Here is a 23788-nt window from a genome sequence, read left to right as displayed (position 1 = left end):
CAGCATACCCGGCGTGTACTCTCGTCAAACCTCCAAGGTGACATGCAGAGTGCGTCGGGGGGCGATCAGTGCGTTCAGAACTTCGAATTCGAGCGACAACGCGCTGGTATCGGTACCTGGCAGCAGCCAGATTGAAGTCTCGCCACTTGCCGGAACCTCGATGATCGGTCCTGCCGTCAGGATTTGGTCCGTGCCCTTCCGCCGCAAGGCGAAAGGCGACGATGCCTTGTTGCGGATCACGACTTTGACCGGATCTCCTGGCGCCCTCACTTTGGGGCCGTTCACTTCGGGGCCGACGATCTCGAGCGATAGCGCTGCTTCGACGATCGGCCGCACCTCCCGTTCGCGACCGATCAGCGTGTGACGGTACAGGGCTGCCGTACGGCGGGCCTCGAACGCGTCGGCGATCGCGGTTTCGCTCTTTTCGGCTGCCAGCACGAGCGTTGCGGGGCGCTGCTCCATCGGCTCGCCCAATGCCTGATAGAGCGCCTCGCCCTTCAGCATGTTGTCCATCGTATCATGGATGTCGGAGGCGCCGACGATCGCCAGATCGTTGTCGAGCGCGAACTGGAATGCACCCTCCCAGTATCGCGGCCCGTTCACCACTTCGATTCCATCGACCAGTTCCGCTTCGAACAGCTGCCGGTTGAACTCGCTCATCTTGACCGGACTTTCCTCCCCCGGATGGTTCCAGATGATGAATGCGCCGAGCTCCCTTGCCGCCCGAACAGAGGCGAACGCGTCGGGGAGGGGAGCCTCTGTCTTCCAGCCGAGGCGGTCGTTCCACCCTCGATGGCGAAGGACATTGTTGTCGGTCACGAAGAGCGCATTGACGTGGCTGCACTCGATGCATTCTGTGGTGGGGTGGGCAATCTCGGCCCCCTTGATGACGGTCATGGGAGTCCCGATGCGCTCGGCCGCCTGACGGGCGAGATCGAAGGACCGGTTCCGGTCGGGGTGCGGAATGTCCTCTCGGTGCGCCTGCGTGTCGATGTGATCGGTAATTGCGAGAGCATCGAGGCCGTCCCTGATCGCCTCCAGCACCCGCACGTCGGGCCAGGCCCCGCCATCGCTGAAAGCAGTGTGCACGTGGGTGTCGACCGACAGGACGTGCAGCCCTTCCTCCGTGTCGGGAAAGCTGATCTCCCGGTTCTCCTGCGCCTGGGCAGCGGCGGCCCCCAGCAGGGCGGCAAGAAGAGTTGCACATCTTTTCATGGGATCACTCGTCGAAAGAGGGACGGAGCGGGGCCTGCCCCGCTCCGGCCCTGTCATCGCTAAATGTCTATCGGTCAGAACTTGAAACCGACTCTGGTGAAGAAGTAGCGGCCCATGGTGTCGTATCGTCCACCTCCACCGGCGTAGAGACCCGGCAGGGCGGGCGGGAAGACGTTGAACACGTTCTTCACTCCGGCGCCGATCCGCATTCCGTCGTCGATCGCATAAGAGACTGCGAGGTCGTTGTAGACCTTCGCGGGCACGTCATTGATCTCATAGTACTCCTCCCCGACGTTGGGATCGTACTTCGAGGCGCTGATGAAGCGCGTATCGGCCGACAGGGTGAAATCGTCGATCGTGTAGTTGATCAGCAGCGATCCGCGGAACCGCGGGTCCGTGTACCCGCCGGCGTATTTGACGATGCTCGAGGTCATCTCCGGAATAGCCTGCGTTTCGCGCTCGAGCAGAATGCTGCCCACGAAGTTCAGGTCGAGGTCGCCGGCGCCGAGCGGAAAGCCGTAGTTGAGGCCGACGTCGACGCCTCGGGCTTCCATGCTCGCGGCATTGACCAACTGCGTCGAGATCGTCTCCGGAATGCCGTCCGCGCCGCGCTTCATGTTACCGCAGAACAAGTTGTCGATGTCGGGCAGGTCGACGCAGAACTGCGCCATCTGCAGCGCGGAATAGGACGTGATGATGTTCTCGATGCGGATATCCCAGTAATCCACCGTCAGGTCGAAGCCGCGGATGAACCGTGGCTGCAGGACCAAGCCTATGGTCGTGCTGTTCGAAGTCTCGGGCTCGAGGTCGGGGTTGCCACCCGAGATGATCTCGATCCCGTCGAAGTAGAAGTCGAGAGGCGGGACGCCCAATGCGGCGCAGTTGGCGGCGCGGGTCGGCGTCAGGTTGTAGTTGGATTTGAGGCACGGGTCATTGAACGAACTGCTGACTCCGACCGAGATCGGCGCATAGAGCTCACCGAAGTTCGGCGCGCGGACGCTTCGCGAGCGAACACCGCGTATCGTCACCCCGTCGACGGGCGACCAGGTGCCGCCCACTTTCCAGGTGTGGGTCGACCCGAACGAGCTGTAGTCGGAGTAGCGGTAGGCCCCTTCCACCTCGAGCCGGCGAAAAAACGGCCTGTCCCTGACGATCGGGATGACCAGTTCTCCATAGGCTTCAGTGACGTTCATCGAGGCATCGATCGGCTGCTGCGCGGTGATCGTGGCGCCGTTGGCGACTTCGCCGCTCAGCGCCAGCGGATCCTCAGTGGTCGTCGCGGATTCCCGGCGATGCTCGGCGCCGAGCGCGAAGGACAGATCGCCGGCCGGAAGGTTAATCAGTGTGCCGTTCAGGCCCGCGCCGACGATCTGCTGATCGTTGTCGCGCCGGCTATGGCGATCGTAGAGGATCCACGCGGTCTGCTCCGCGGTGAGGGGTGTGCGATAGCTGAAGATGTCGTACGGTACGCAGCCGGCTGCCCGTGCTTCGGCATCACGACATTCGGGCGTGCCGGTGACGGGGTTCGCCACGACATCGCTTGCGGCAAGCCAACGTGACGAGCGCGGGACGTTGGTGATGGTGATATCGTCCGTCGTGCGGCCGTACTGATAGAAGATGCCCCAGTTGAGTGAACTGCCGATCGTCCCCGACAGGTCCTGGTAGACCGTGAGACTCTCGCGATCGTGGTGGTTCCCGATCATCGGAAAGTTCACATAGAAGCGGTCGATATGGATTGAATCGAGATCAAAGCTCGTCAGCAGGTCCCGTACATTGGCCGGCATGTAAGGGTTGTCGAGCCGCGCGACCGCACTGCCGTGTCCGAGGTTGAATATCGCGCGAGAGTCCTCGCGGTAATAATTGTCTGCACCGTCGGCGAGGGTGCGCCCGTAATCGAGGCGCGCGTTGTAGGTTATGCCGTCGGCGATCTCGTAATCGACATCGGCAATGAAGCTGTAGGATTCCTGAGCGTTGCGCAGCGGCTCGAACTGCTCGAAGTTCCGCATCGAGGGATCATTGGCGCCCTCGCCATTGGAGAACTCGCCCGGCGGGCCCCAGTTCTTGTCGTACTGCGCGATTTTGAGCTCGCCGTCCGCGTACCAGTAGAACGTCTGGTTGTCGGGTATGTAGAACCCCGGCTTGTCGCCGGTGAAGAACGAGAAGTAGTTCCTGTTCAGCCCATTGTCGGGGATTCCGTCGCTGGGACCTGTGTTGTCGGGGTTCGGGAGGTAGAACAGCCTGTTCTGGGTGAACGGGCGGTCCTTTTTCGCCACGAAATCGGCGCGGCGGTAGGAGCCGCCGAAGGAGAACGAGCCTCGGCCGTTATCGAATTCGCCGCCGGTCGCCAGCGAGACGACGGTCTCCGGGGCGTCGCCGTACTTGGAGATTCCCTGGTAGGCGTCGACATTGAACCCTTCAATATCCGTTCTGGTGATGATGTTCACTGCGCCCGTTACGGCATCGGCTCCGTAAATCGCTGCAGCGCCCCCGGTCACCACTTCGATCCGATCGATCATGGCGGGCGGGATCATGTTGATATCGACAGCCGAGGAGGCGGCCGTCCCGGATACGCGCCGCCGCCCATCGACCAAGGTCAGGCTGCGGTTCGTGCCCATGTTGCGCAGATTGATTGCGGCAAGCCCGATATCGGCTGATCGGTAATGCTCCTCATACATGCCGTTGCCGGCGGAGATGACCGGCGAGCGCCGCAGCACGTCGTAGGCGTCCGTCCGACCGACGGCGGCGGCTTCGTCGAACGACAGCACGCTGATCGGCATCGCGGATTCCAGTTCGGGCCGCCCGATCCGCGATCCCGTCACGACGATTGCTTCCGCTGCTTCGGTAGTCGCCTGGTCCGGCAGCGCGCCCAGAATGGCGACCTTGCCGTTGAAGGAGCGGACGGTCAGGTCCGTTCCGGCCAGAAGCTGGTCGAGCGCCGCGCGGATATCGAGTTCGCCCTGGACGGCGTTGGTGGTGCGACCTTCGGTATCCCGGCTTGCCGCGATGACCTGCACCCCCGCCTGCTGGGCGAAAGTGCGAATGCCGGTTGATGCCGATTGCGCCGGAATGCTGAATGAGCGGGTTTGCGCGTGCGCCGCGGCTGGCAGGTAAGCCACGGCGGCGGCAGCGGATGCCAGCAGTGCAGTCGATCGAGAGAAGAAAAGCGGCATTAGGATCACCCCTGTGTTTTATGTCCTCAATGCCATTGACGAGGCTTGAAGATATTTCGGTCAGGGGGCGAGGGATAAAAGTATCACCTCTTAGTTCTATTTCATTTTTATTACGATAGTGTCAGTGCGATACTCGACTTCTCCACCGACTACTGCGGCAGCGGCTTGCGCGAACTGTTCGGGCTTGTCGGCTTCGAATAGGCCGTCGATGCGGGTGTCGCCGATCGCCGGATCCGCGACGACGATCCTGGTGCTGTTGACGCGGTTGAATCGCGCGACGGCGGAGGCGATTGCCACGTCGTCGAACGAGAACTGCGCCAGTTCCGGAAGTGGTGGAGTGGGGGAAGTGGGCAGCGTTTGCGCCGGAGCCGGCAATCGCGGAGCGGGCTTGAGAGTGAGTTCGCCGCCGGCATGAAGCAGGACCGCCTGATCGCGTTCTTCGCGCTGCCAGACGAGGACACTGCCTTCGGTGACCTTGACGGTACCGCCTGCCGTGCCGACCCGCCGCACAGAATAGATGGTGCCGGTCGCCTGGGCATAGACATCGCCCGACTGGACTACGAAGGGCCTCGACTTCTCGGGAGCGACTTGGAAAGTGGCTTCACCGCTGAGCAGCATGACCCTGCGCCGATCGGACGAGAGGGCGACCTCGATTCTTGCGCCCTCGCCCAGGGTGGCGACGGAACCGTCTTCGAGGGCGATGGCCTGCAGGGCCGCAGCCGGAGCCGGGGCGGGGGTGATGTCATCGAAGAACAACAGGCCCGGCATGCTCACCACCAGCGCGATCGAAGCGGCAAGCGCGGCGCCTCCGGCAACGACTTTGCGGCTGAGGGGGGTGCCGTTCCGCGGGAGCTCCGCCGCGGCAGCGCACTCTTCATCTCGATTGTCGTTGTCCGAAGCAACCGCGACGCACTGGGGCTGACTTGCGGCCGCGTTCGTCTTCAGCGTTGCATCTTCCACCGCGTAGAAGGCCGCGCGGGCGCGCAGGAATGCACCGCGGTGCCGACGGTCCGCTGCCAGCCAGCTATCCAGTGCGGCCTGGCGCGCGGGCGTCATCTCGCCGAACTCGGCAAGCACCGCCCATTCCGCAGCCTGGTCCGCGACCGATTCAAGGGAGCGGGAAATCGCCAATCACTTCAACCTTTCGCCCGCTCTCTTTGCGCTTCGCTTCCATCAGCATCCTGATCGGCCATGGCTCGCAGCACCCGCTTCACCCCCCGGACGAGGTGATTGCGCACCACGTCCTCGCTTACGCCCAGACGCCGGGCTGTCTCCCGCTGCGATAATCCTTCGATCCGCCGCAGCCTGATGGCCTCGCGGCAGACCTCGCCGAGCTCGCCAAGCAGGGCGTCCACGCGCCTGAGTTCCTGATCCGCCTCGATCGTCCGATCTGCCAGCGGCTCATTATCCCTGACGTCCAGCCACTCCATTTCGGTCATCGAAGTGAAATTAATCACGCCCGCACGGCGCATCGTGTCCGTCGCGACCGCATGAACCGTTCGCCGGAAGTAGCCTACGGGATTCTCGATGTGGTCGACCGAGCCGAGATTGGAGATCCGGCAGTAGGCTTCCTGAATCACGTCGTCGGGGTCGATCGCACCGCGCCACCGCCGCGACAGCCAGGCATGGACCGCCTGTTCATGGGGCAGGATTTCCCTCGCTACCCAGGCAGCGATGGTGTCACGCTTGCCGTCCATGAAAGGGGCTCTTTCACGCTCCTGCGACTAGCCCTGCGCCGACTCGGCGAAAGGAGTTTCCGGAGCGCCCCTACGGGCAACTCCGTGACGCCTTGATGACATCAGCACACATGTCGGGACGGCTGAGCTAGGGAAGCGGACGCAGCGCCTGCACCTCAACGGACATCAGTCCACTGTGGACGGCTAGGCGGGTGACCGCCCGGTTCCATAGGTTGCCGTCGCGAAGCACCGGACTCCCAGAGGCGCGTGCGCATGGCCTCTCAGACTCAGATGTCCTCGAAATCGCCTGCGCGCCCACGTCCTGCTGCAAACCGCGCCGCGCCGGTTCGGCCTTCCTCCAGGTTCGTCGCTCCTCGCGCGAATTCTGCGGCAATCGCGGCGTCGGGCGGCATGGTTTCGCCGTCGTACACCGAGCGGCGGTCGGATCGCAGCGTGGCCTGCGGGAAGCGCGCGATGTCTTGCGCGAGGGCGATCGCCGCATCCAAGGCGGCACCTTTCGCTACTACCCGATTGGCCAGGCCCATTTCCATAGCTTCTTGCGCGCCCACGGGCCGCCCGGTAAGGATCATGTCGAGCGCCCGGCCTCGTCCGACGATACGGGGCAGACGCACTGTACCACCGTCGATCAGCGGTACGCCCCAGCGGCGGCAGAACACACCGAATATAGCGTCCTCCTCCACGACTCTGAGATCGCACCAGCAGGCAAGTTCCAGGCCGCCGGCCACTGCATGGCCCGCGACCGCCGCGATCACCGGCTTCGACAACATCATGCGGGTCGGCCCCATGGGTCCGTCCCCGCCGGGTTCCACACGATTGCCGCGCCCTTCCGCGAAGCTGCGCAGGTCGGCGCCCGCGCAGAAGGTGCCCCCGGCGCCCGTCAGCACGGCAACGGCTGCCTCGTCCTCGCTGTCGAAGGCGCGGAAGGCGGCGGCAAGTGCTGCGGCCGTGTCACGGTCCACTGCATTGCGCCGCTCGGGCCGGTCGATGGTCACGATTGTCACCGGTCCCAGCCGTTCGCTTTGCACGGTGCCGCTCATCGCGCCTCACTCCGGAAACGGTCACGCAGTTCGCGGCGCAGGATCTTGCCCACGGCGCTTTTCGGCAGCGATTGAGCCCACTCGATCCGCCTCGGCACTTTGTGTGCGGCCAGTCGCTGCCGGACGAAGCCGTCGATCTCCTGCTGCGTCAGGTCGGTGCCCGATGCGGGCACGATGACAGCGCAGACGGTCTCGACCCATTTCGGATCGGGCGCACCGACCACCGCGCACTCGGCGATGCCGGGATGGGTAAGCAGCACGTCTTCCACTTCACGCGGGTAGACGTTGTATCCGCCGGTAACGATCATATCGCTGGTCCGATCGACGAGATGGAGAAAGCCGCGTTCGTCGAACCGGGCCATGTCGCGCGTGCGGATGAAACCGTCTTCCAATTGCGTTTCCCGGTCGAGCTCTGGCGCATCGAGATAGCCGACATGAACCATGGGCCCGGCCACGGCGATCTCGCCTATCTCCCCGGGAGCGACGGGCTCGCCGCTCTCATCCACCAGGTCGAGGGCGACGTCGATCGATACCTGACCACACGCCGCAAGGGGCGCGTCGGCTCCGACGTGATCGTCGGCTGCGAGGACTGCGAGGGCGAGCGGCGCCTCCGTCTGGCCGTAGTACTGGGTGAAGATGGGCCCCCACCGCTCCAGAGCCTCCTCGATCACCGGCCGCGGCATCGGAGAGGCGCCGTAGATGATGCTTCTGAGCGCACCGACGTCGCTGTCATGGGTGCTGTCGAGCAGCATCTGCAGCATGGTCGGGACGAGGTTCGCGTGCGTGGCTTCATGAGCTCTGATCTCGTCCAGATAAGTCGCGGGATCGAAGCCCTCGAGCACGATCGAGCGTCCACCCCTGAGCCAGAAGGGGAGGACGAACGTACCGCTCGCATGGATCAGCGAGGCGGCGTGAATCATTCCGTCGCCGCGCCTTGGCGAAGAGAGGTTCGCAAGGATGTTCGCACAAATGGCGGCATAACTCGCCTGGCTGTGTTGTGCGGCCTTGAGCGTTCCCGTCGTTCCCGAGGTGAACAGCGCGAGGACAATGTCCTCGGGCGGAGTGGGGAGGAAGGGATCCGCATCCGACGCCGCCGCAAGCCAACCCGGTTCCTCCGCGCTGTCGTCGTTCAGGCAGAGGACCTGCATGCCCAGATACGATGCCAGCGACCGGCCACGCTCGCTCAGTCCTGCACTGGCGACGAGGAGCTTTGGCCGCGTCTGCTCGATCATCGCACGATGTTCACTGTCGGACAGGCGCGTGTTGAGCGGCACGCGAACTGCCCGCGCCTTGAGGCAACCGAAGTCGATCGGAATCGAAAGCGGTCCGTTGTCGACGAGCAGCGCCACGCGGTCTTGCGGTGCAAGGCCATGCCCGGCCAGCGCATTGGCGAACCGGTTTGCAAGACGATCCACCTGCCTGAAGCTCAAGCGGTGATCCCCGCATTGGACCGCGGTGGCTTCGCCCCACCGGAGCGCACCACGCCGTACAAGGTCAACCGTCAGAACCATGCAAACCTCTCCCGTGCTGGAGAGGTCTAGCGCTCGCCGCGGCGGGAAAACAGCCCTCACGGAGCCTTTGCCGGTCGTGCTGCGCCTGTCCGGGGGCGAACGATCCGATAGTTGATCGGATGGGGCTGTCTCAACTCACATCTGCGATGGAAAACGCAGTACGCCAACCGGACTAGACGCCACACCGGAAGCATTTCGTCACCCAGCGGTGGTGCGGCGTTTCGCAGCCTCCGCAACTCGCCAGTTCGTCACGAAAGGAGAAGCGAGGACTCGCGATCCGTGGAGAGGAAACCCGGGGCCGGGCGGTTCGGCGCGGCAAACTGCTGCAGGCTGCCGCAGGGCGCAGACGACAGTTCGCCGAGCGCGAGGCTCACTCGGTTTCGTCCGCCGGCTTTCGCACGGTACAATGCAGCGTCGGCTCGCCGCGCGAGATCGAACAGGGTATCGCCACGCGTCACCTGCGCGACCCCGAAAGATGCCGTGACAATTTGGTCGACCCCGAGATGCACGGGAGGGTCGGCCGCCAGCCTTGCGCGCACTCGTTCGGCGTAGCCGCGACCGTCCGCCAGGGTCGCTCCTGCGAGGAGCACAGCGAATTCTTCGCCGCCCAGCCGGCTCACCAGAGCATCGCCCGTTACCGGCTCGCAGAGCAGCTTCGCAACGTGCGCGATCGTGGCGTCGCCCGCGGCGTGGCCGAATTTGTCGTTGATCCGCTTGAAATGGTCGATGTCGGCCGTGACCAGCGTGAGCGGTTCATCTGCCCGTTCGGCTCGTGCCAGCATTCGTTCGGCATGCAGATCGAAGCCGCGGCGGTTGAGGATGCCCGAAAGCGCGTCGGTTTCGGAGCGTGCGGCCATTTCCGCCGCTGTATCGCGCATCATGACCAGCAGCAGAACCAGCGCAAGTGCTACGAGCGTGACCGATCCGATGCTTTGCGAGAGAGCAGCATAGGTGGTCGTCATATAACCTTGTGGTGTCGCCGCGGTGCCCACGATCCACGCAATCAAGGGCTTGGACAGATAGAGAAGTGCGGCAGCTCCGTTCAAAGTGAACAGCAGCAAGTCCAGCGGCTGCCGCCGCCGTGCGCGCAGGATGACAAGACCCACCAGGACATGCATGGCGAAGTACGGGAATTGATAGAGCAGTCCGCGCGGAAGTGAACCATAGCTGAGGTTGAAGGTAAGCGGCACGGCCAGGACGCTGGCTACCCAGATCGCGGTTATCGCCATCCATGGAACTGCTGCAGCGTAGTGCTTTGCGATCCCGACCAAGCAGAAGGTGAGTGCGAGCAGAAAGACCAGGAAGATCGCAATCGTGACCGGAGCGGGGTTCACTTGATAGGGAACCAGGAACTCAAGCGGGATGCTCACGATCCCGGTTGCGTAGCCGACTGCCAGCCACCTGGCCCCTCGCGTGGTGGGATCGGTGGCTGCGACCACGCCGAAGGCAACGGCGAAGATACCTGCTATGAACATGTTGATGGCAAGGACAAAGGCGGCGGTCATCAGCCCACTCGTAACGGGAAGTGGCGTCACCTTACCTTGGGAAGGCGAACGTCTAGTTAACTCTAGCGCGGAACAGAGATCCGATTATCCAAACCGTGTGTCCGGCTTCGAATTCCTCCTCCGCTACCATTAGCCTATCGCTTCCAAACCTCGAATTTCTGGCGGTTTTCCGCCGTTCCTTAGGTGATGGCGCGCGCCGGGACGAGTTTCTGCGCTTGGAACCCAGAACGGCGACCCCGGTGGCAGCCAACTAGGCGCCGATCAGCTTGGCACCGTAGTAGGGGCCAGAGCTCTATCGCGAGCCAAGTATCGCGAAGATCTGCGCGCAGCACCCGCTGGTTGGCCGCTTCCTCATGTTTTCCGCACTCTCGCCATCGCGGCCGTGTTGACGAAGTGAACGTTATCAATTAGGTGAACGTTCACATAAGAAACTTCGTGCCGCTAAGACGCATGAATCCGGGAGGAGAATCAGATGAAATTCAAGGGCAATCCGTTTCTCGCCAAGGCGATGGCAGGAACATCGATCGTTGCTCTGAGCGCGTTGGCTCCGGTCGCACAGGCGCAAGATTCGCGCACCGACGAGTCCGCGCAGGAGGCAGCCAGCGACCCCACTCCGGCTGACGAGAATGTCATCGTCGTATCGGGAATTCGCGCAAGTCTTCAGAACGCGATGAACATCAAGCGTGACGCGGTCGGCGTGGTAGATGCCATCAGCGCGGAAGATATCGGCAAATTTCCCGATACCAACCTGGCCGAATCGCTCCAGCGGATCACCGGCGTATCGATCGACCGCCAGAGTGGCGAAGGATCGAAAGTGACGGTCCGCGGTTTCGGGCCGGATTTCAACCTCGTGCTTCTCAACGGCCGCCAGATGCCTGCTTCGAGCTTGGGCGACTGCTGTTCGGCTCCCGCTTCGCGCTCCTTCGATTTTGCCAACCTTGCCTCCGAGGGTATCGCCGGCGTCGAAGTCTACAAGTCGGGCCGCGCTTCGCTGCCGACCGGCGGCATCGGGTCGGTCATCAACATCAAGACGCCGCGTCCGCTCGATCGACCGGGTTTTCAGGGCAGCATCGGAATCAAGGGTGTAATCGATCACACGTTCGAGGACACCGAGATCACGCCCGAGGTTTCGGGCATCATCAGCAAGACATTTGCCGACGATACCATCGGCATTCTGGTGAGTGGTTCGTACCAGCGGCGCAAGGCCAGCCTCGCGCAGTTCACGGTTGGCGAGTGGCGCGAAGGGTATCTTGCGACGGAGGGCAACTGGGGCTCGCTGGCGATGCCGGGCGACCCCCGGTACGCCAACATCGAGAACCGTCCGGAAGGCGACGATATCTATCAGGTCCCGCAGAACGCGGCCTACGACTTCACCGATATCGATCGCGAACGGATCAACGGCCAGGCCGTGTTGCAATTCCAGCCGTCGGATGAGTTCGGCGCGACATTTGACTACACCTTCTCGCAAAACACGCTCGATGCCCGCACCAACAGCATCGGCGTGTGGTTCAATCACGAACAGACGAGCAGCAGTTGGACCGACGGCCCGGTCGCCGGTCCAAACTTCTACGCCGAGACCTTCGAGCCAGGAAAGGACCTTCCCATCACCGGCGCGGTCGCGGCCAATCGCAGCATCAATCACTCGATCGGTGCCAACTTCGAATGGAACCACCCCAGCGGCATGCGCTGGGTGCTGGATGCACACTATTCAACCGCCGAATCCAAGCCGACCTCTCCCTACGGCAGCAACATCGCCGTGGGGACGTCGATCTTCGGCGTCGAGAGTCAGCGCGTCGATTTCACCACGGAGATGCCCGTCCTATCGGTTGATATGTATCCGGGCTCCGAAATCGATCCGTCGAATATCCGTCCGTCAGGCAACGCCTTCCGCAACGCTTACATGAAGGACCGGATCATGGAGGTGTCGCTGCGGGGCGCCTACGACTTCGACGCCAGCTTCATCGACAGCCTGGATTTCGGCGCGACCTATACCGATAATAAGGTCCGTACCGCGTACGGCTTCCTCCAGAGCGACAGCTGGGGCGGCACGTTGAGCGCGGAAGAGACACCGGATGATTTCTTCACGCCAAGGGATCTCCGCCCCGATCTTGCCGGGATGGATGGTTCGCAGGACCCGAGCATCATCCCGACCTATTTCCGGATCGCCACGGAAGACTTGATCCAGTTCCTTGAATCAGAAATTGGAATCTGTTCTGCGCCATGGTCCGGCACGCCCACGGGCGAAGGCTGCCTGGCCGAATATACCGTTGACCGCCGCCTCCGCGAAAAGACCATCGCGCCGTTCGTGCAGTCGCTTCACGCGTTCGACATCCTTGCGGACGAGGCTCACCTGCGCCTTGGCTTGCGGTACGAAACGACCGATATTTCGGCCCCAGCGCGAGTTCCGGTCCCGGTCGGGACCGTACTGATCTCCGACAACGAAATCGCAATCCAGAATGCTGAGGATACGGTAGCCTCGTCGCTGAAAGGCAGCTACGACAACTGGCTCCCGGCAGTTGACTTCGACATCACGCCGATCGAGAATGTCGTTCTGCGCGCGTCATATAGTCACACGATCACCCGCGCGGGCTATGACAAGCTAGGCGGCGGTTTGACCGTCAATTCTCCTGCTCGCCCCAACGGCGGCAGTACCGGCAGCAGTGGCGATCCCGGCCTCATCCCGTACAAGTCGAAGAACTTCGATGTATCGGCCGAATGGTATTACGGTCCGGCAAGCTATATTTCAGTTGGGTATTTCCGTAAGAAGGTCAGTAACTTCATCACCGACCTGACGACGCAGGAGCCTGCATTCGACTTGCCCAATCCGGGTCAAGGCGCTGCTGTGCAGGCAGCGCGGGCTGCGCTAGGCGATGACGCGAGCTTCGCGGAGATTCTCAGTTACGTGGCGACCAACAATCCGGACCTCGTCACCCGGAACGGCGCCGGCGAGCCCCGGGGCATTATTGGACAGCCCGGAGATCCCTCACTGGTTTTCACGATCACTCGGCCAATCAATACCGACCGGACGGCGACGCTCGATGGCTTCGAGTTCGCTATCCAGCACGACTTCTGGAACACCGGGTTCGGGGCTATTCTTAACTACACGATCGTGAATAGCGACACTCATTACGACAACACCTTACGTTACACAGAAGAACAGTTTGCCGTAACCGGTGTTTCCGACAGCGCCAATGCCGTTCTGTTCTACGACCGGGGCGGTCTGCAGGCCCGTGTCGCCTACAACTGGCGAGACGAGTTTTTGACCGGTTACGGGCTCGACCCGTTCTACATTGAGGCCTACGGTCAGGTCGATGCGAGCGCGAGCTACGAGTTTTCGAACGGGCTCACGATCTTCGGCGAGGCCATCAACCTCCTGAGCGAAGGCCGCCGCGGCCATCGTCGGGCCGATCAGGCGGTGTATTTCGCGGCCCCGGGCTACGCCCGGTACGCGGCCGGCGTACGCTTTACCTGGTGAGTGGTGGGGGCATTCCCGCCCCTCTACTTGCAAGAGAGTCGCACTGCCTCAGCGCAGTGCGACTCTTTGTCTCCGGTGAGGTCCGGGGCTATGGGATGAGCGTATGCACGGCGACTTTACGAGGTTAGTGATTGTAGGCGGGGGAACTGCGGGCTGGCTCAGTGCAGCCTACCTTGCCGCGCGCTGTCCCGAGCTCGACATCACGATCGTCGAAGCGCCCGACATTCCCACTATCGGCGTTGGCGAGGGAAGCTGGCCGACCCTGCGCAAGACACTTGCCACCATCGGCATTGGCGAAGTCGAGTTCCTGACCGCCTGCGATGCTTCGTTCAAGCAGGGGTCGCGTTTCGACGGCTGGGTCGATGGCGAGCCCGGCGACAGCTATTACCACCCGTTCACGCCGCCCGTTGCCGGGCACATGGCCGAGCTCCTGTCCGCATGGAAGGGAAGGGCGGACGATCTGCCCTTCTCCTATGCCATGAATCCGCAAGCCTCGATCTGCGACCGCGACCTCGCGCCGCGCCAGCGCGCCATGCCCGACTTTGCCGGCGCGCTGAACTACGGCTACCACCTCGATGCCGGAAAGCTGGCCGCGCTTCTCGCACGCCATGCGGTCCAGAAACTCGGCGTGACCCATGTCCGAGATACGGTGACGGACGTCGAAACCGGCGAGGATGGGCGCATCACCGCGCTCCGTCTTCGCGGGGGAGAGCCGCTCCGGGGGGATTTCTTCATCGATTGCACCGGCATGGCTGCGCGACTGATCGGCCAGGAGCTCGGCGTCGAATGGATCGACCGTTCGGATGTCTCTTTCAACGATCGCGCTCTGGCGGCTCAGGTGCCGACGTTGCGCGACAGCCCGATTGCCTCGCAAACAGTGGCGACTGCTCACGAGTCAGGATGGTTGTGGGATATCGCGCTGCCCTCGCGCCGGGGCATTGGTTGCGTCTATTCCTCGCGCTTCATGGACGACGACGCGGCGGCCGAAGTGCTTACCGAATATATCGCCGCCAATGTTCCTGGAGCGGATACTGCATCGCTGGCGCCGCGCAAACTCCAGTTCGCCACAGGCCATCGCGCGGAATTCTGGCGGGGGAACTGCCTGGCTGTGGGTCTGTCCGCCGGTTTCATCGAGCCGCTCGAAGCCTCGGCCATCGTGCTGATCGAACTGTCGCTCGAAGCCTTGGCCGACAATTTCCCGCGCAGCCGAGAAGCCCTGGCCCTGCATGCCGCCCGGTTCAATTCGCTCTTTCGCTATCGCTGGGGTCGGACGGTCGATTTCCTCAAGCTCCACTACGTGCTGAGCCGCCGGGCGGAACCTTACTGGCTCGCACAGCGCGACCCCGCGACAATCCCGCAGTCGCTGGCGGACCAGCTCGTCTTGTGGCGCGACCACCCGCCTTCGGAGGCCGACTTCCCCCAGATCAACGAGATTTTCTCCGCCGCCAGCCAGCAGTACGTGCTCTATGGCATGGGATATGACCTCCCTGCCGATTCCGGGCTCCCTGCGGGTGACGGGGCGAGAAGGAAGCTGGTCGAGGTCAGTGGACGTGAGCGGGCGCTAGCCTCCGCGCTGCCGACAAATCGCGCCTACTTCGATGCCCTCGCGGACGAGGCCGCAGGGGCACAAGGAGAGACCGCCTCCCAATGAGCAAACACGAGATTCTCAACACCAAAGACCACGCCGACTTGCGTGTCCACACCGGCGCGGGCGCGGAACTGGGCGACGCAGTCATGGCCGCACTGGTCGTGCCCGACGAGTTTCGCAAGGTGCAGGCACACTATCCGATTGTCTTCCGCCGCGAGGCCGACGGTGGGCGCTTTTCGGCGCTCGCTCTGTTCGGCTTCGAAAATGGCGAGAACCTTTTCCTCGCAAACGGCGAGTGGGAGGCGCGCTATCGCCCGCTCTCGATGGATATCCAGCCGTTCCTTGTGGGGCTTCCACGAGATGGCCAAGGGGACGGGCAAGTGCATGTCGATATGGCGCACCCGCGCATTTCGGCTAACGGCGAAGGAACCCGGGTTTTCGATGAAACCGGTCGCGCCACGCCGTTTCTCGAAACGATCACCGAAAAGCTCGGCGCACTGCATGCCGGCTACCAGAAAAGCGGTGCTTTTTACGACGCGCTGGCACGTCACGATCTCCTCGAACCGTTCACTCTCGAGGTGCCGCTTAGCGATGGGTCGAGCCAATCGCTGATCGGCTTCCACATCATCGACGAAGACAAGTTGCGCGCGCTAGATGCCGATGCGCTCGGCTCGCTGCATGAGGATGGCCACCTCATGCCGGTTTTCATGGCGCTCGCCTCGCTGTCCAATTTTTCTGAGCTGATCGCCCGCAAGGATGCGAAGCAGGCGCGTGGCTGAGGCCGACCCTCCGATTTTCACGGGCGTGGAGCGGGTCCCGGAGCGCGAGGCGAGTGATAGTGCCGCGCTTTCCTCGATGCTCGACGAGGCCGCTTCTCCGTTTGTGGTGCGTGGTCTTGTGGCGGATTGGCCACTGGTCGAGGCGGGGCGCAAGTCCCCACGTGCCGCACGCCGTTACCTGTTGGATCGTGCCCGCTCGGTCCCGTTCACGGTGACCATCGGCGAGCCGGGCCGCGGCGGGCGACTGTTCTACAACGACGACTTCGGGATGAACTTCCGCACCGCGCGCGGGAAACTCGCCGACATCTTTCGCGGTTTCGATGACAACGAAGCGCGCACGGACGCCCCCGCGATCTATCTCTCCTCGATCGACATGAGGCTGTTCTTCGACGGGTTGGCCGAAGAAAATGTCTCCCCGGTCGCCGACCGTCGACCACTCGAGAGCATCTGGATCGGCACCGACACCTGCGTGGCGGCTCACAACGACTTCCCTCGCAATCTGGCTTGCTGTGTCGTTGGCCGACGACGCTTCACGATCTTCCCGCCCGAACAGTTCGCCAATCTCTACATCGGCCCGATCGAGAACACGCCGGCCGGTCGTGCAGTGAGCCTGGTCGACTTCCATGCGCCCGACTTCGACGCCTTCCCGCGTTTCGCCGAGGCATTGAAGCACGCGCAAGTGGCGGAACTGGAGCCGGGGGATGCGATCTACCTTCCCTCGATGTGGTGGCACCACGTCGAGGGACTCGACCCTTTCAACGTGCTGGTAAACTACTGGTGGCGCGACACGCCTGCCTTCCTCGGCCAGCCTCAGGACGCGCTCAATCACGCCATCCTCGCGCTGCGCGATCTGCCGCAATCTGAACGCGCATTCTGGCGCAAGCTGTTCGACTATTACGTCTTCGAGAATCCGCCGGAGGTGACCGACCACATTCCCCAGGAGGCCCGCGGCATCCTTGCTCCGCTGACTGCCGAGACTGCGGGCAGGATAAAAACCTACCTGCTGAGGACACTGAGCAAATGAAAAACGGCTTCACGCCTATGCGGATCGTCGTTGCCGGTGGCGGCACTGCAGGCTGGATGGCCGCCGCAGCACTGGCGCATACGATGGGCGAAGCGATCGAACTGATATTGGTCGAAAGCGACGCCATTGGGACCGTCGGGGTGGGGGAGGCGACGATCCCGCCGTTGATCCAGTTCAATCGCCTGATCGGTCTGAACGAAGCAGAGTTCATGCGTGAGACGCAGGCGACCTTCAAACTGGGCATCGAATTCGAGAACTGGAGGCGTGACGGCGACAAATATTTCCATGCCTTCGGGACCACCGGGCGCGATCACTGGTCCGCAGGATTCCAGCATTTCTGGGCTGAGGGCGGCGAGCGTGGCTGTGCGGAGAGTTACAGCGACTACTGTCTGGAACTTGTCGCAGCTTATGCGCGCAAGTTCGCACATTTGCCCAAGAACGGGCTGAACTACGCCTACCACCTGAACGCAACGGCCTATGCTGCCTTTCTCCGCCGTGTTGCCGAGAAAGCTGGCGCCAAGCGCGTGGAAGGCAAGATCGCGGAGGTCCAGCTCGATGCCGACAGCGGCAACCTCACCGCACTGAGGCTGGAAGATGGCCAGAGGCTCAAAGGCGATCTGTTCATCGACTGTACGGGCTTTCGTGCGCTGCTCATCGAAGGGGCACTGCACGTCGGTTATGACGATTGGTCCCATTACCTGCCGTGCGATAGCGCAATCGCGGTGCAAACAGAGCTTTCCGGGCCGCCCGTGCCCTATACCCGCGCCATCGCGCACGATGCGGGTTGGCAATGGCGCATTCCGCTGCAGCACCGGGGCGGGAACGGCATCGTCTACTGCAGCCGCTACCTGTCACAGGACGCTGCACGCAAACGGCTCATGTCGACGCTCGAAGGCAAACCTATCAGCGAACCGCGCGCGATACCTTTCACCGCCGGCGTTCGGCGCAAGCAGTGGCATCGAAATTGCGTCGCCATCGGCCTTGCGGGCGGATTCCTCGAACCGCTTGAGTCTACAAGCATTCACCTCATCCAGCGCGCGGTCGTACGGCTGATACGGATGATGCCGGCGGGCCAGGTAAGTGAACGGGATGTTGCCGAGTTCAACGATCAGCAACTGACCGATATGGTCCAGGTGCGTGATTTTCTGATCCTGCACTACAAGGCCACCGACCGGCAGGACAGCCCGTTCTGGCGGCAGTGCGCCACGATGGAAATCCCCGATACGCTGCGGCAGAAGATCGAACTGTTCCGGGAAACGGGTCGCGTATTCCGCAAGAACGAGGAGATATTCGCCGAGAACAGCTGGGTGCAGGTCATGCTCGGCCAGGGCATCGAACCACAAAATCATCATCCGATAGCGAAGAAGATGAGTGATGCGGAACTGTCGCGCTTTCTGTCATCCTTGCGAGAGAATGTCTGTAGAACAGTGGCTGCTTTGCCAAAGCACGAAGACTATGTGGCGCAGTTCTGCGCGGCGGATAAGGCGACGGTTGCCTGATCCATATGTGACAGGCGAATGACGGGGGCGACAATGGCAGCGGGTACTCGGGGTTCAGCATCAACGGGCAGGCGCCGCCAATCGGTCACCATCAAGCACGTGGCAGCCGATGCGGGTGTATCGCTGCAGACCGTGAGCCGCGTCATCAATAACGGCCCAAATGTCCGTCCGGCGATGAAGGAACGGGTCCAGGCAAGCATCGAGAAGCTCGGTTACGTACCCTCGATAGCGGCGCAGCGGATGAGTGGCTCGCGCTCCTACCTGATCCTCGCCATCAACGACCGCGACCGCACGATAGCTGACTGGCGCGCGCGCGAGGGGCGTGACTGGATCGACCAGATGCTGTTGGGTGGCATGTTGACCGCAGCCGAGCGCGGTTACCGCATGATCTTTGAGCTGGTCGATACCCACAGCGACCATGTCGAACGAGAGCTGGGCGCGGCAATCGCAGCTTTGAGGCCCGATGGAGTGATCGTGACGCCGCCGCATTCGGAGAACCGGCAGATCATTGGCCTGTTGGCCGAAAGCGGCATTCCTTTCGCCCGCATTGGTTCGAAGGAGGAAGGCCCAGGCATAGCGATCACGATGGGCGATGAGTACCTTGCCGCGCTTGCCACCGACCATCTAATCGCATTGGGCCACAAGCGCATCGGCTTTATTGCGGGACCGGATGAGTATAGTCTCGCAGGCTGGCGTATCGACGGGTGGCGCGAAGCGATGGGTCGCGCCGGCCTTTCGGCGGACGGTTTGTGTCAGAAAGGCGATTTTAGCTTTGAGAGCGGAATTGCCGCAGCCAACTCGCTGCTTGACTGCCCGGCTCCCCCAACTGCAATCGTTGCCAGCAACGATCAGATGGCGCTGGCCACGCTGCAGGTCGCACGCGAGCGGGGCCTAGCCGTACCTGAGGACTTGTCGCTGATCAGCTTCGACAACTCGCCGGTGGTGCGCTTCACCGATCCGCCGCTAACCGCGGTCGAACAGCCGATCGCCGCCACCGTTAGCCGGGCCGTGGAGATGCTGATCGATGCTCGCACTCATGCTCCGTCATCTGAGCCGGTACAGATTCAAGGCGAACTGGTAGTGCGCCGCTCAACCGGTCCGGCGCGTGCAGGCGATCGATAGGGAGCTGACCGGCAGTCTACCTGGTCGACGGCGTATCTACGCTCTCAGCCTCCTGTCGACCGGGGGCATGGCGACCGCATCCAATCGCTAACAAGCGTTACGCGCGGTAGCTGCCCTGCCGTTCCAGCATCCACCCCGGGTACTCGGCCGGGAGCCGGCTGAGTTCATCCAGCCTGGTGAGGTCGTCTGCGTCCAATCGGACCTGCGTTGCATCAATATTGTCGGACAGCTGGTCTACCCGCTTGGCACCCACGATGACGCTGGTGACAATGTCTTGGTGCAGGAGCCAGGCGAGCGCCACCTGGGCGACGCTGCACCCGTTGACTTTCGCGATCACGCGCATCGCCTCGATCAGCGGGCCGCCACGCGCCCGATCGACCGGCGGGAAATCGAAGGTGGTTCGGCGACCGTCTGCCGCAGTACCGTCGCCGTCGTACTTGCCTGACAGATAGCCGCCGGCGAGAGGACTCCAGACCATTAGACCGATCTTCTCCGACCGAAGCATCGGTACGATTTCCCGCTCGAGATCGCGGCCCACGATCGTATAGTATGCCTGGAGCGACAGGATGGGTGCGAGCCGCCTTGCCTCGGCAATGCCCGTGGCCTTCACGACCTGCCACGCCGCCCAGTTGGACAACCCGATGTATCGAACGTGGCCATCGCGGACGAGGGTATCGAGCGCTTCCAGCGTTTCTGTGATCGGTGTAGCGGGATCGAAGCCGTGAATCTGGTAGAGATCGATGTGATCCAGCCCGAGCCGTCCGAGACTTGCCTTGCATTGGCTGAGAATGTGCCCGCGCGAAGTTCCCCGGGCATTGGGACCGTCGCCCATCGGCCCCATGACCTTGGTGGCGATCACAACGTCGTCGCGGGCGACGCCGAGGTTCTTGAGCGACTTGCCCAGGATCTTCTCGCTCTGCCCACCGGCATAGATATTGGCGGTATCGATGAAGTTGATGCCGCTATCGAGCGCGGTTTTGACCAATGCGTCCGCTTCGCTTTGATCTAGTCGGCCGATCTGTCCCCACATGTCTTCGCTGCCGCCAAAGGTCATGGTGCCGAGGCAAAGTTCCGACACGAAGAGGCCGCTCTGGCCAAGCGTTCGCATGCGCATAGGTGTCTCCTTGAGAAGCGTAATCGGCCCGTCATGCCTAGGCCCGGACCCGTCGATGGGCTAGGCTCATCGTCTCAACAATCTGCCCGATCCTATCAATGCCGTACGTCGTTGGATGCGTTCGGCCGGCGGTTAGGCTATTCGCAGCGCATGCGCACTGAACTTGCCGCTCTCGCTGCGAGCATCGAACGTCAATGGAGCCGATATGGCCGCGAGACGCCCATCGAGGGTCTGTTCCTGACGCATGCGGAAAGTCCGAGCGGCGTTATACGATCCGTGTATCGCCCTTCCTTCTGTGTGGTAGTGCAGGGTGCCAAAGCTACGATGCTAGGCGACGCCCAGTATTTCTATGCGGCGGGGCAGTGCCTGCTCGCTTCGGTCGATCTGCCGGTGACTGCAAGGATCACCGAGGCGAACGCCTCGCGGCCATATCTTGCGATGAGCTTGGCCATCGATCCTGCCGTCGTCGCAGAGCTCGTAAACGGTCATGCTCAGAGGCTCCGCGATGAATCAAATGCTCCGGCGATCGCAACGAGCGATCTGGACCAAGACCTGTGCGATCCTCTCAGGCGACTCCTCGACCTTAGCGATAGCCCCCACGACATGGCTGTCATCGCGCCGCTGATCAGGCGTGAGATCGTTTGGCGCCTGCTCCGCGGAACGCTCGGTCCGATGCTGCGGCAAATCGGCCTTGCCGATGGCCGCACTGCGCGCATTGGGCGTGCAACCGCATGGCTCCGCGAGCACTATGCCGAGACGACCGCGTGGCGGACCTCGCCGCGATCGCCCATATGAGCGTTCCGAGCTTTCACAGGCACTTCAAGGCCGTGACCACGATGACTCCGGTGCAGTTCCAGAAGCAGGTCCGCCTTCAAGAAGCACGCAGGCGCCTCCTATGCGCCGAAGGCGTCGCTTCCGCAGGTTATTCGGTCGGCTATGAAAGCCTGTCGCAGTTCAACCGGGACTACCGGCGTGCGTTCGGTGCGCCGCCGGGGCAGGACGCCATATCGCTGCGCGTCCAACTCCTGCCGTGACCTCGGACGCACGGCCGGCCAGCATCGCATCGCCGTTTTGCGCCGGTCCTCGCAGTTCGCTGGGCGGCAACCGGAGGGGAGCGCTCGGAAGGGCCCGCACAAGCGGGGGACAGGCGTCCACCTTCGGCCTTGGCCGCGCCGGCTTTTCGCGAGCAGGCAACTCGCTCCAAAGACGGCGCGGCCTCGGTGGGCGGAGCGGGCTACATGCCGGCAGCAGTGGGTCGCACGATCACTTCGTTGATGTCGACGCCCGTGGGCTGTTCGAGGGCATAGCGGATCGCGCGGGCGATCGCGTCGGGCGTAAGCGACTTCTGTCGCCAGTCCTTCAGCGCCGCCGCAACCGTAGAATCGCTGATGTCGTTCCCGAGTTCGGTCGCCGTTACGCCGGGCGAGATGATCGTCGAGCGGATCTCGTCATGCTCCTGCCGCAGCCCTTCGGTGATTGCCCAGACGGCGTATTTCGTGCCGCAGTAGACCGCTGCCGTGGGGAGCACGAGATGCGCCCCGACAGAAGCAACATTGACCACGTGCCCGTCCTTCTGCGCCACGAACCTTGGTAGCACCGCGGCAATGCCATTGAGGACGCCGTGAATGTTGACGTCGATCATCCGCTTCCACTCCTCGCGCTTGAGCGACGCGAGCGGAGAGAGCGGCATCACGCCGGCGTTGTTCACCAGTGCATCGATCCGGCCGAAACGCTCCTCCGCCGCGTAGGCAAAGGCGTCGAAGTCTGCGGCGTCGGTCACGTCGAGCGTGCGCCAGGCGATCGACTCGCCCAGTTCTTCCGCCAAAGCCTGCAGCCGCTCGCTACGGCGCGCGCCGATGAAGAGTTTCGCGCCGGCGGCTGCCAGTTCGCGCGCCGTCGCTTCACCGATGCCGCTCGAGGCGCCGGTGATGAGCACGATCTTGTCGTTGATGTTGGTCATGTTGGTTCCTCCGGTTGATAGGCAGACCGAAAGTGCCACTGCGACTGATCTGACCGGTAGAGCGATCGTCCATTTGCTTTGCACGATTCTCCGGATTCTCGTGTCCTTGCTTGCGAAGTCGCTTCGCATCGGCAATCTCACGGTGATGGAAACGATTGCCGAGCTTGCGCAGCTCATCGAGTGCCATGCCCCGGTGGCGGGCATGACAGAGACGCGGATACCACGACTGTCGCTGTTCCGCGCCGATCGGCCGAGCGCCCCAACACCCTCGGTCTATGAGGCTTCTCTTTGCCTGATCGCCCAGGGTTCGAAGCGCGTATCGCTGGGAGACGAGGGCCTCGTTTACGATGCGTCGCGCTACCTGCTGGTCTCGGTCGATCTGCCGCTAGTGGGCCATGTGATCGAGGCGAGCGCCGAGGCGCCATACCTGTGTTGCAAGATCGATCTCGATCCTTCGGCACTCGCCGAATTGATGGCCTCCGATGGCAGCGCAGCACGACCCGAGCAGCCCGTGCTGGCCGTCTATCCGAGCGATCCCGACCTCATCGATGCAGCAAGCCGGCTTGTCAGGCTCCTCGATCGGCCGGACAGCATCCAGGTGCTCGCCCCACTGATCGAACGGGAGATCCTCTACCGGCTGCTTACCGGTCCACACGGCGCTATGCTCCGGCATCTGATGTCCGCCGGCAGTCGTCTGAACCAGGTAAGCCGGGCGATTGCCGCAATCCGCAAGGGCTTCGATGCCCAGCTCCGCATAGAAGAAATTGCCGCCGCAGCGGGCATGAGCGCCTCATCGCTCCATGCGCATTTCAAGGCGGTCACGCGCATGACGCCCATCGAGTATCAGAAGCAACTGCGTCTGCAGGAAGCGCGGCGTCTTATGCTGACCGGCGGTGCAACCGCAGGCTCGGCTGGGTTCGCGGTCGGATACGAAAGTCCGTCGCAGTTCAGCCGGGAGTACCGGCGCTTGTTCGGCGTTCCGCCCCGGCAGGATGTAGAGCGCGTGAAGAATGCGCCCGGGTATGTCGAAGCTGTTTGACGTCCGCACGCAACGCTCGGCTGCTACTGCTGCGCAGTGAAAAACAGAGGAAA

At 62.8% G+C, this 23788-nt stretch carries 18 protein-coding genes; 9 read left to right on the top strand and 9 right to left on the bottom strand.

The features are described 5' to 3' along the window. Positions 1 to 24: 24 nt before the first annotated feature. From ETX26_RS06900 to ETX26_RS06870, 7 genes are all read right to left on the bottom strand, one after another. A complete protein-coding gene (locus tag ETX26_RS06900) occupies positions 25 to 1215 on the bottom strand; it encodes an Sb-PDE family phosphodiesterase (RefSeq protein WP_165271713.1) in 1191 nt (396 codons plus the stop codon). A gap of 74 nt (positions 1216 to 1289) precedes the next feature. Further along, on the bottom strand, positions 1290 to 4331 hold the full coding sequence (locus ETX26_RS06895) for a TonB-dependent receptor (RefSeq protein ID WP_165271712.1): 3042 nt from the start codon (positions 4329 to 4331) through the stop codon (positions 1290 to 1292). A gap of 150 nt (positions 4332 to 4481) precedes the next feature. Beyond that, positions 4482 to 5516, bottom strand: coding sequence for a FecR family protein (locus tag ETX26_RS06890; RefSeq protein WP_129523877.1), 1035 nt, complete (start codon positions 5514 to 5516; stop codon positions 4482 to 4484). Positions 5517 to 5521: 5 nt separating this feature from the next. After that, positions 5522 to 6082, bottom strand: a complete 561-nt coding sequence (locus ETX26_RS06885; protein ID WP_129523876.1) for an RNA polymerase sigma factor — start codon at positions 6080 to 6082, stop codon at positions 5522 to 5524. 266 nt (positions 6083 to 6348) lie between these two features. Continuing rightward, positions 6349 to 7119 carry a crotonase/enoyl-CoA hydratase family protein gene (locus ETX26_RS06880; protein ID WP_129523875.1) on the bottom strand — a complete coding sequence of 257 codons (771 nt, stop codon included), beginning with the start codon at positions 7117 to 7119 and terminating at the stop codon, positions 6349 to 6351. Next, positions 7116 to 8630, bottom strand: coding sequence for a class I adenylate-forming enzyme family protein (locus tag ETX26_RS06875; protein WP_129523874.1), 1515 nt, complete (start codon positions 8628 to 8630; stop codon positions 7116 to 7118). Before ETX26_RS06875 ends, ETX26_RS06880 begins: the two co-directional genes overlap by 4 nt. Positions 8631 to 8878: 248 nt before the next feature. Further along, positions 8879 to 10135: a GGDEF domain-containing protein gene (locus ETX26_RS06870; protein WP_129523873.1), complete on the bottom strand. Its 1257-nt coding sequence runs from the start codon at positions 10133 to 10135 to the stop codon at positions 8879 to 8881. A 472-nt stretch (positions 10136 to 10607) separates the two neighbouring features. Here ETX26_RS06870 and ETX26_RS06865 point away from each other — a divergent pair, with 472 nt between their 5' ends. From ETX26_RS06865 to ETX26_RS06840, 6 genes are all read left to right on the top strand, one after another. Further along, positions 10608 to 13610, top strand: coding sequence for a TonB-dependent receptor (locus tag ETX26_RS06865; RefSeq protein WP_225425530.1), 3003 nt, complete (start codon positions 10608 to 10610; stop codon positions 13608 to 13610). Between the two features lie 103 nt (positions 13611 to 13713). Beyond that, positions 13714 to 15261, top strand: a complete 1548-nt coding sequence (locus tag ETX26_RS06860; protein WP_129523872.1) for a tryptophan halogenase family protein — start codon at positions 13714 to 13716, stop codon at positions 15259 to 15261. Beyond that, positions 15258 to 15977 carry a SapC family protein gene (locus ETX26_RS06855; RefSeq protein WP_129523871.1) on the top strand — a complete coding sequence of 240 codons (720 nt, stop codon included), beginning with the start codon at positions 15258 to 15260 and terminating at the stop codon, positions 15975 to 15977. Before ETX26_RS06860 ends, ETX26_RS06855 begins: the two co-directional genes overlap by 4 nt. Continuing rightward, complete coding sequence (locus tag ETX26_RS06850; protein ID WP_129523870.1) at positions 15970 to 17001, top strand: cupin-like domain-containing protein; 1032 nt, start codon at positions 15970 to 15972, stop codon at positions 16999 to 17001. The genes ETX26_RS06855 and ETX26_RS06850 overlap by 8 nt, the downstream gene beginning before the upstream one ends. Further along, positions 16998 to 18500 (top strand): tryptophan halogenase family protein, encoded by a 1503-nt coding sequence (locus ETX26_RS06845; RefSeq protein WP_129523869.1) that lies wholly within the window; start codon positions 16998 to 17000, stop codon positions 18498 to 18500. Before ETX26_RS06850 ends, ETX26_RS06845 begins: the two co-directional genes overlap by 4 nt. A gap of 33 nt (positions 18501 to 18533) precedes the next feature. Then, positions 18534 to 19622 (top strand): LacI family DNA-binding transcriptional regulator, encoded by a 1089-nt coding sequence (locus ETX26_RS06840; protein WP_129523868.1) that lies wholly within the window; start codon positions 18534 to 18536, stop codon positions 19620 to 19622. A gap of 97 nt (positions 19623 to 19719) precedes the next feature. Here the strand turns inward: ETX26_RS06840 and ETX26_RS06835 are convergent, their stop codons facing one another. Continuing rightward, positions 19720 to 20736, bottom strand: a complete 1017-nt coding sequence (locus ETX26_RS06835) for an aldo/keto reductase (RefSeq protein ID WP_129523867.1) — start codon at positions 20734 to 20736, stop codon at positions 19720 to 19722. Between the two features lie 150 nt (positions 20737 to 20886). Between ETX26_RS06835 and ETX26_RS06830 the strand changes: the two genes are divergently transcribed. Both ETX26_RS06830 and ETX26_RS14455 read left to right on the top strand, forming a co-directional pair. After that, entirely contained in the window at positions 20887 to 21531 is a 645-nt protein-coding gene (locus tag ETX26_RS06830; protein ID WP_225425529.1) for an AraC family transcriptional regulator, read from the top strand. After that, positions 21528 to 21770: a helix-turn-helix domain-containing protein gene (locus ETX26_RS14455; RefSeq protein WP_263853370.1), complete on the top strand. Its 243-nt coding sequence runs from the start codon at positions 21528 to 21530 to the stop codon at positions 21768 to 21770. Before ETX26_RS06830 ends, ETX26_RS14455 begins: the two co-directional genes overlap by 4 nt. Before the next feature lie 200 nt (positions 21771 to 21970). Here the strand turns inward: ETX26_RS14455 and ETX26_RS06825 are convergent, their stop codons facing one another. Then, positions 21971 to 22696 (bottom strand): SDR family oxidoreductase, encoded by a 726-nt coding sequence (locus ETX26_RS06825; RefSeq protein WP_129523866.1) that lies wholly within the window; start codon positions 22694 to 22696, stop codon positions 21971 to 21973. Between ETX26_RS06825 and ETX26_RS06820 the strand changes: the two genes are divergently transcribed. Further along, the gene (locus tag ETX26_RS06820) at positions 22665 to 23735 is read left to right on the top strand and encodes an AraC family transcriptional regulator (protein WP_404825274.1); all 1071 of its coding nucleotides are present in this window, start codon (positions 22665 to 22667) and stop codon (positions 23733 to 23735) included. The two genes, ETX26_RS06825 and ETX26_RS06820, sit on opposite strands and share 32 nt — an antisense overlap. Positions 23736 to 23788: the final 53 nt, after the last annotated feature.

Origin of the sequence: Pelagerythrobacter rhizovicinus (genome assembly GCF_004135625.1) — a bacterium.
GTDB lineage: Bacteria > Pseudomonadota > Alphaproteobacteria > Sphingomonadales > Sphingomonadaceae > Pelagerythrobacter > Pelagerythrobacter rhizovicinus.
Note: the sequence above shows the minus strand (reverse complement) of the source record. Positions and strands in the feature narration are given on the sequence as shown.

Coding starts and splice junctions, on each gene's coding strand:
- ETX26_RS06855 (WP_129523871.1), top strand. CDS start 15,258: ATGAGCAAACACGAGATTCTCAACACCAAAGACCACGCCGACTTGCGT.
- ETX26_RS06860 (WP_129523872.1), top strand. CDS start 13,714: ATGCACGGCGACTTTACGAGGTTAGTGATTGTAGGCGGGGGAACTGCG.
- ETX26_RS06820 (WP_404825274.1), top strand. CDS start 22,665: ATGAGCACGATCTTGTCGTTGATGTTGGTCATGTTGGTTCCTCCGGTT.
- ETX26_RS06880 (WP_129523875.1), bottom strand. CDS start 7,119: ATGAGCGGCACCGTGCAAAGCGAACGGCTGGGACCGGTGACAATCGTG.
- ETX26_RS06885 (WP_129523876.1), bottom strand. CDS start 6,082: ATGGACGGCAAGCGTGACACCATCGCTGCCTGGGTAGCGAGGGAAATC.
- ETX26_RS06825 (WP_129523866.1), bottom strand. CDS start 22,696: ATGACCAACATCAACGACAAGATCGTGCTCATCACCGGCGCCTCGAGC.
- ETX26_RS06835 (WP_129523867.1), bottom strand. CDS start 20,736: ATGCGCATGCGAACGCTTGGCCAGAGCGGCCTCTTCGTGTCGGAACTT.
- ETX26_RS06875 (WP_129523874.1), bottom strand. CDS start 8,630: ATGGTTCTGACGGTTGACCTTGTACGGCGTGGTGCGCTCCGGTGGGGC.
- ETX26_RS06900 (WP_165271713.1), bottom strand. CDS start 1,215: ATGAAAAGATGTGCAACTCTTCTTGCCGCCCTGCTGGGGGCCGCCGCT.
- ETX26_RS06845 (WP_129523869.1), top strand. CDS start 16,998: ATGAAAAACGGCTTCACGCCTATGCGGATCGTCGTTGCCGGTGGCGGC.
- ETX26_RS06865 (WP_225425530.1), top strand. CDS start 10,608: ATGAAATTCAAGGGCAATCCGTTTCTCGCCAAGGCGATGGCAGGAACA.
- ETX26_RS06870 (WP_129523873.1), bottom strand. CDS start 10,135: ATGACCGCCGCCTTTGTCCTTGCCATCAACATGTTCATAGCAGGTATC.
- ETX26_RS06840 (WP_129523868.1), top strand. CDS start 18,534: ATGGCAGCGGGTACTCGGGGTTCAGCATCAACGGGCAGGCGCCGCCAA.
- ETX26_RS06830 (WP_225425529.1), top strand. CDS start 20,887: ATGCGCACTGAACTTGCCGCTCTCGCTGCGAGCATCGAACGTCAATGG.
- ETX26_RS14455 (WP_263853370.1), top strand. CDS start 21,528: ATGAGCGTTCCGAGCTTTCACAGGCACTTCAAGGCCGTGACCACGATG.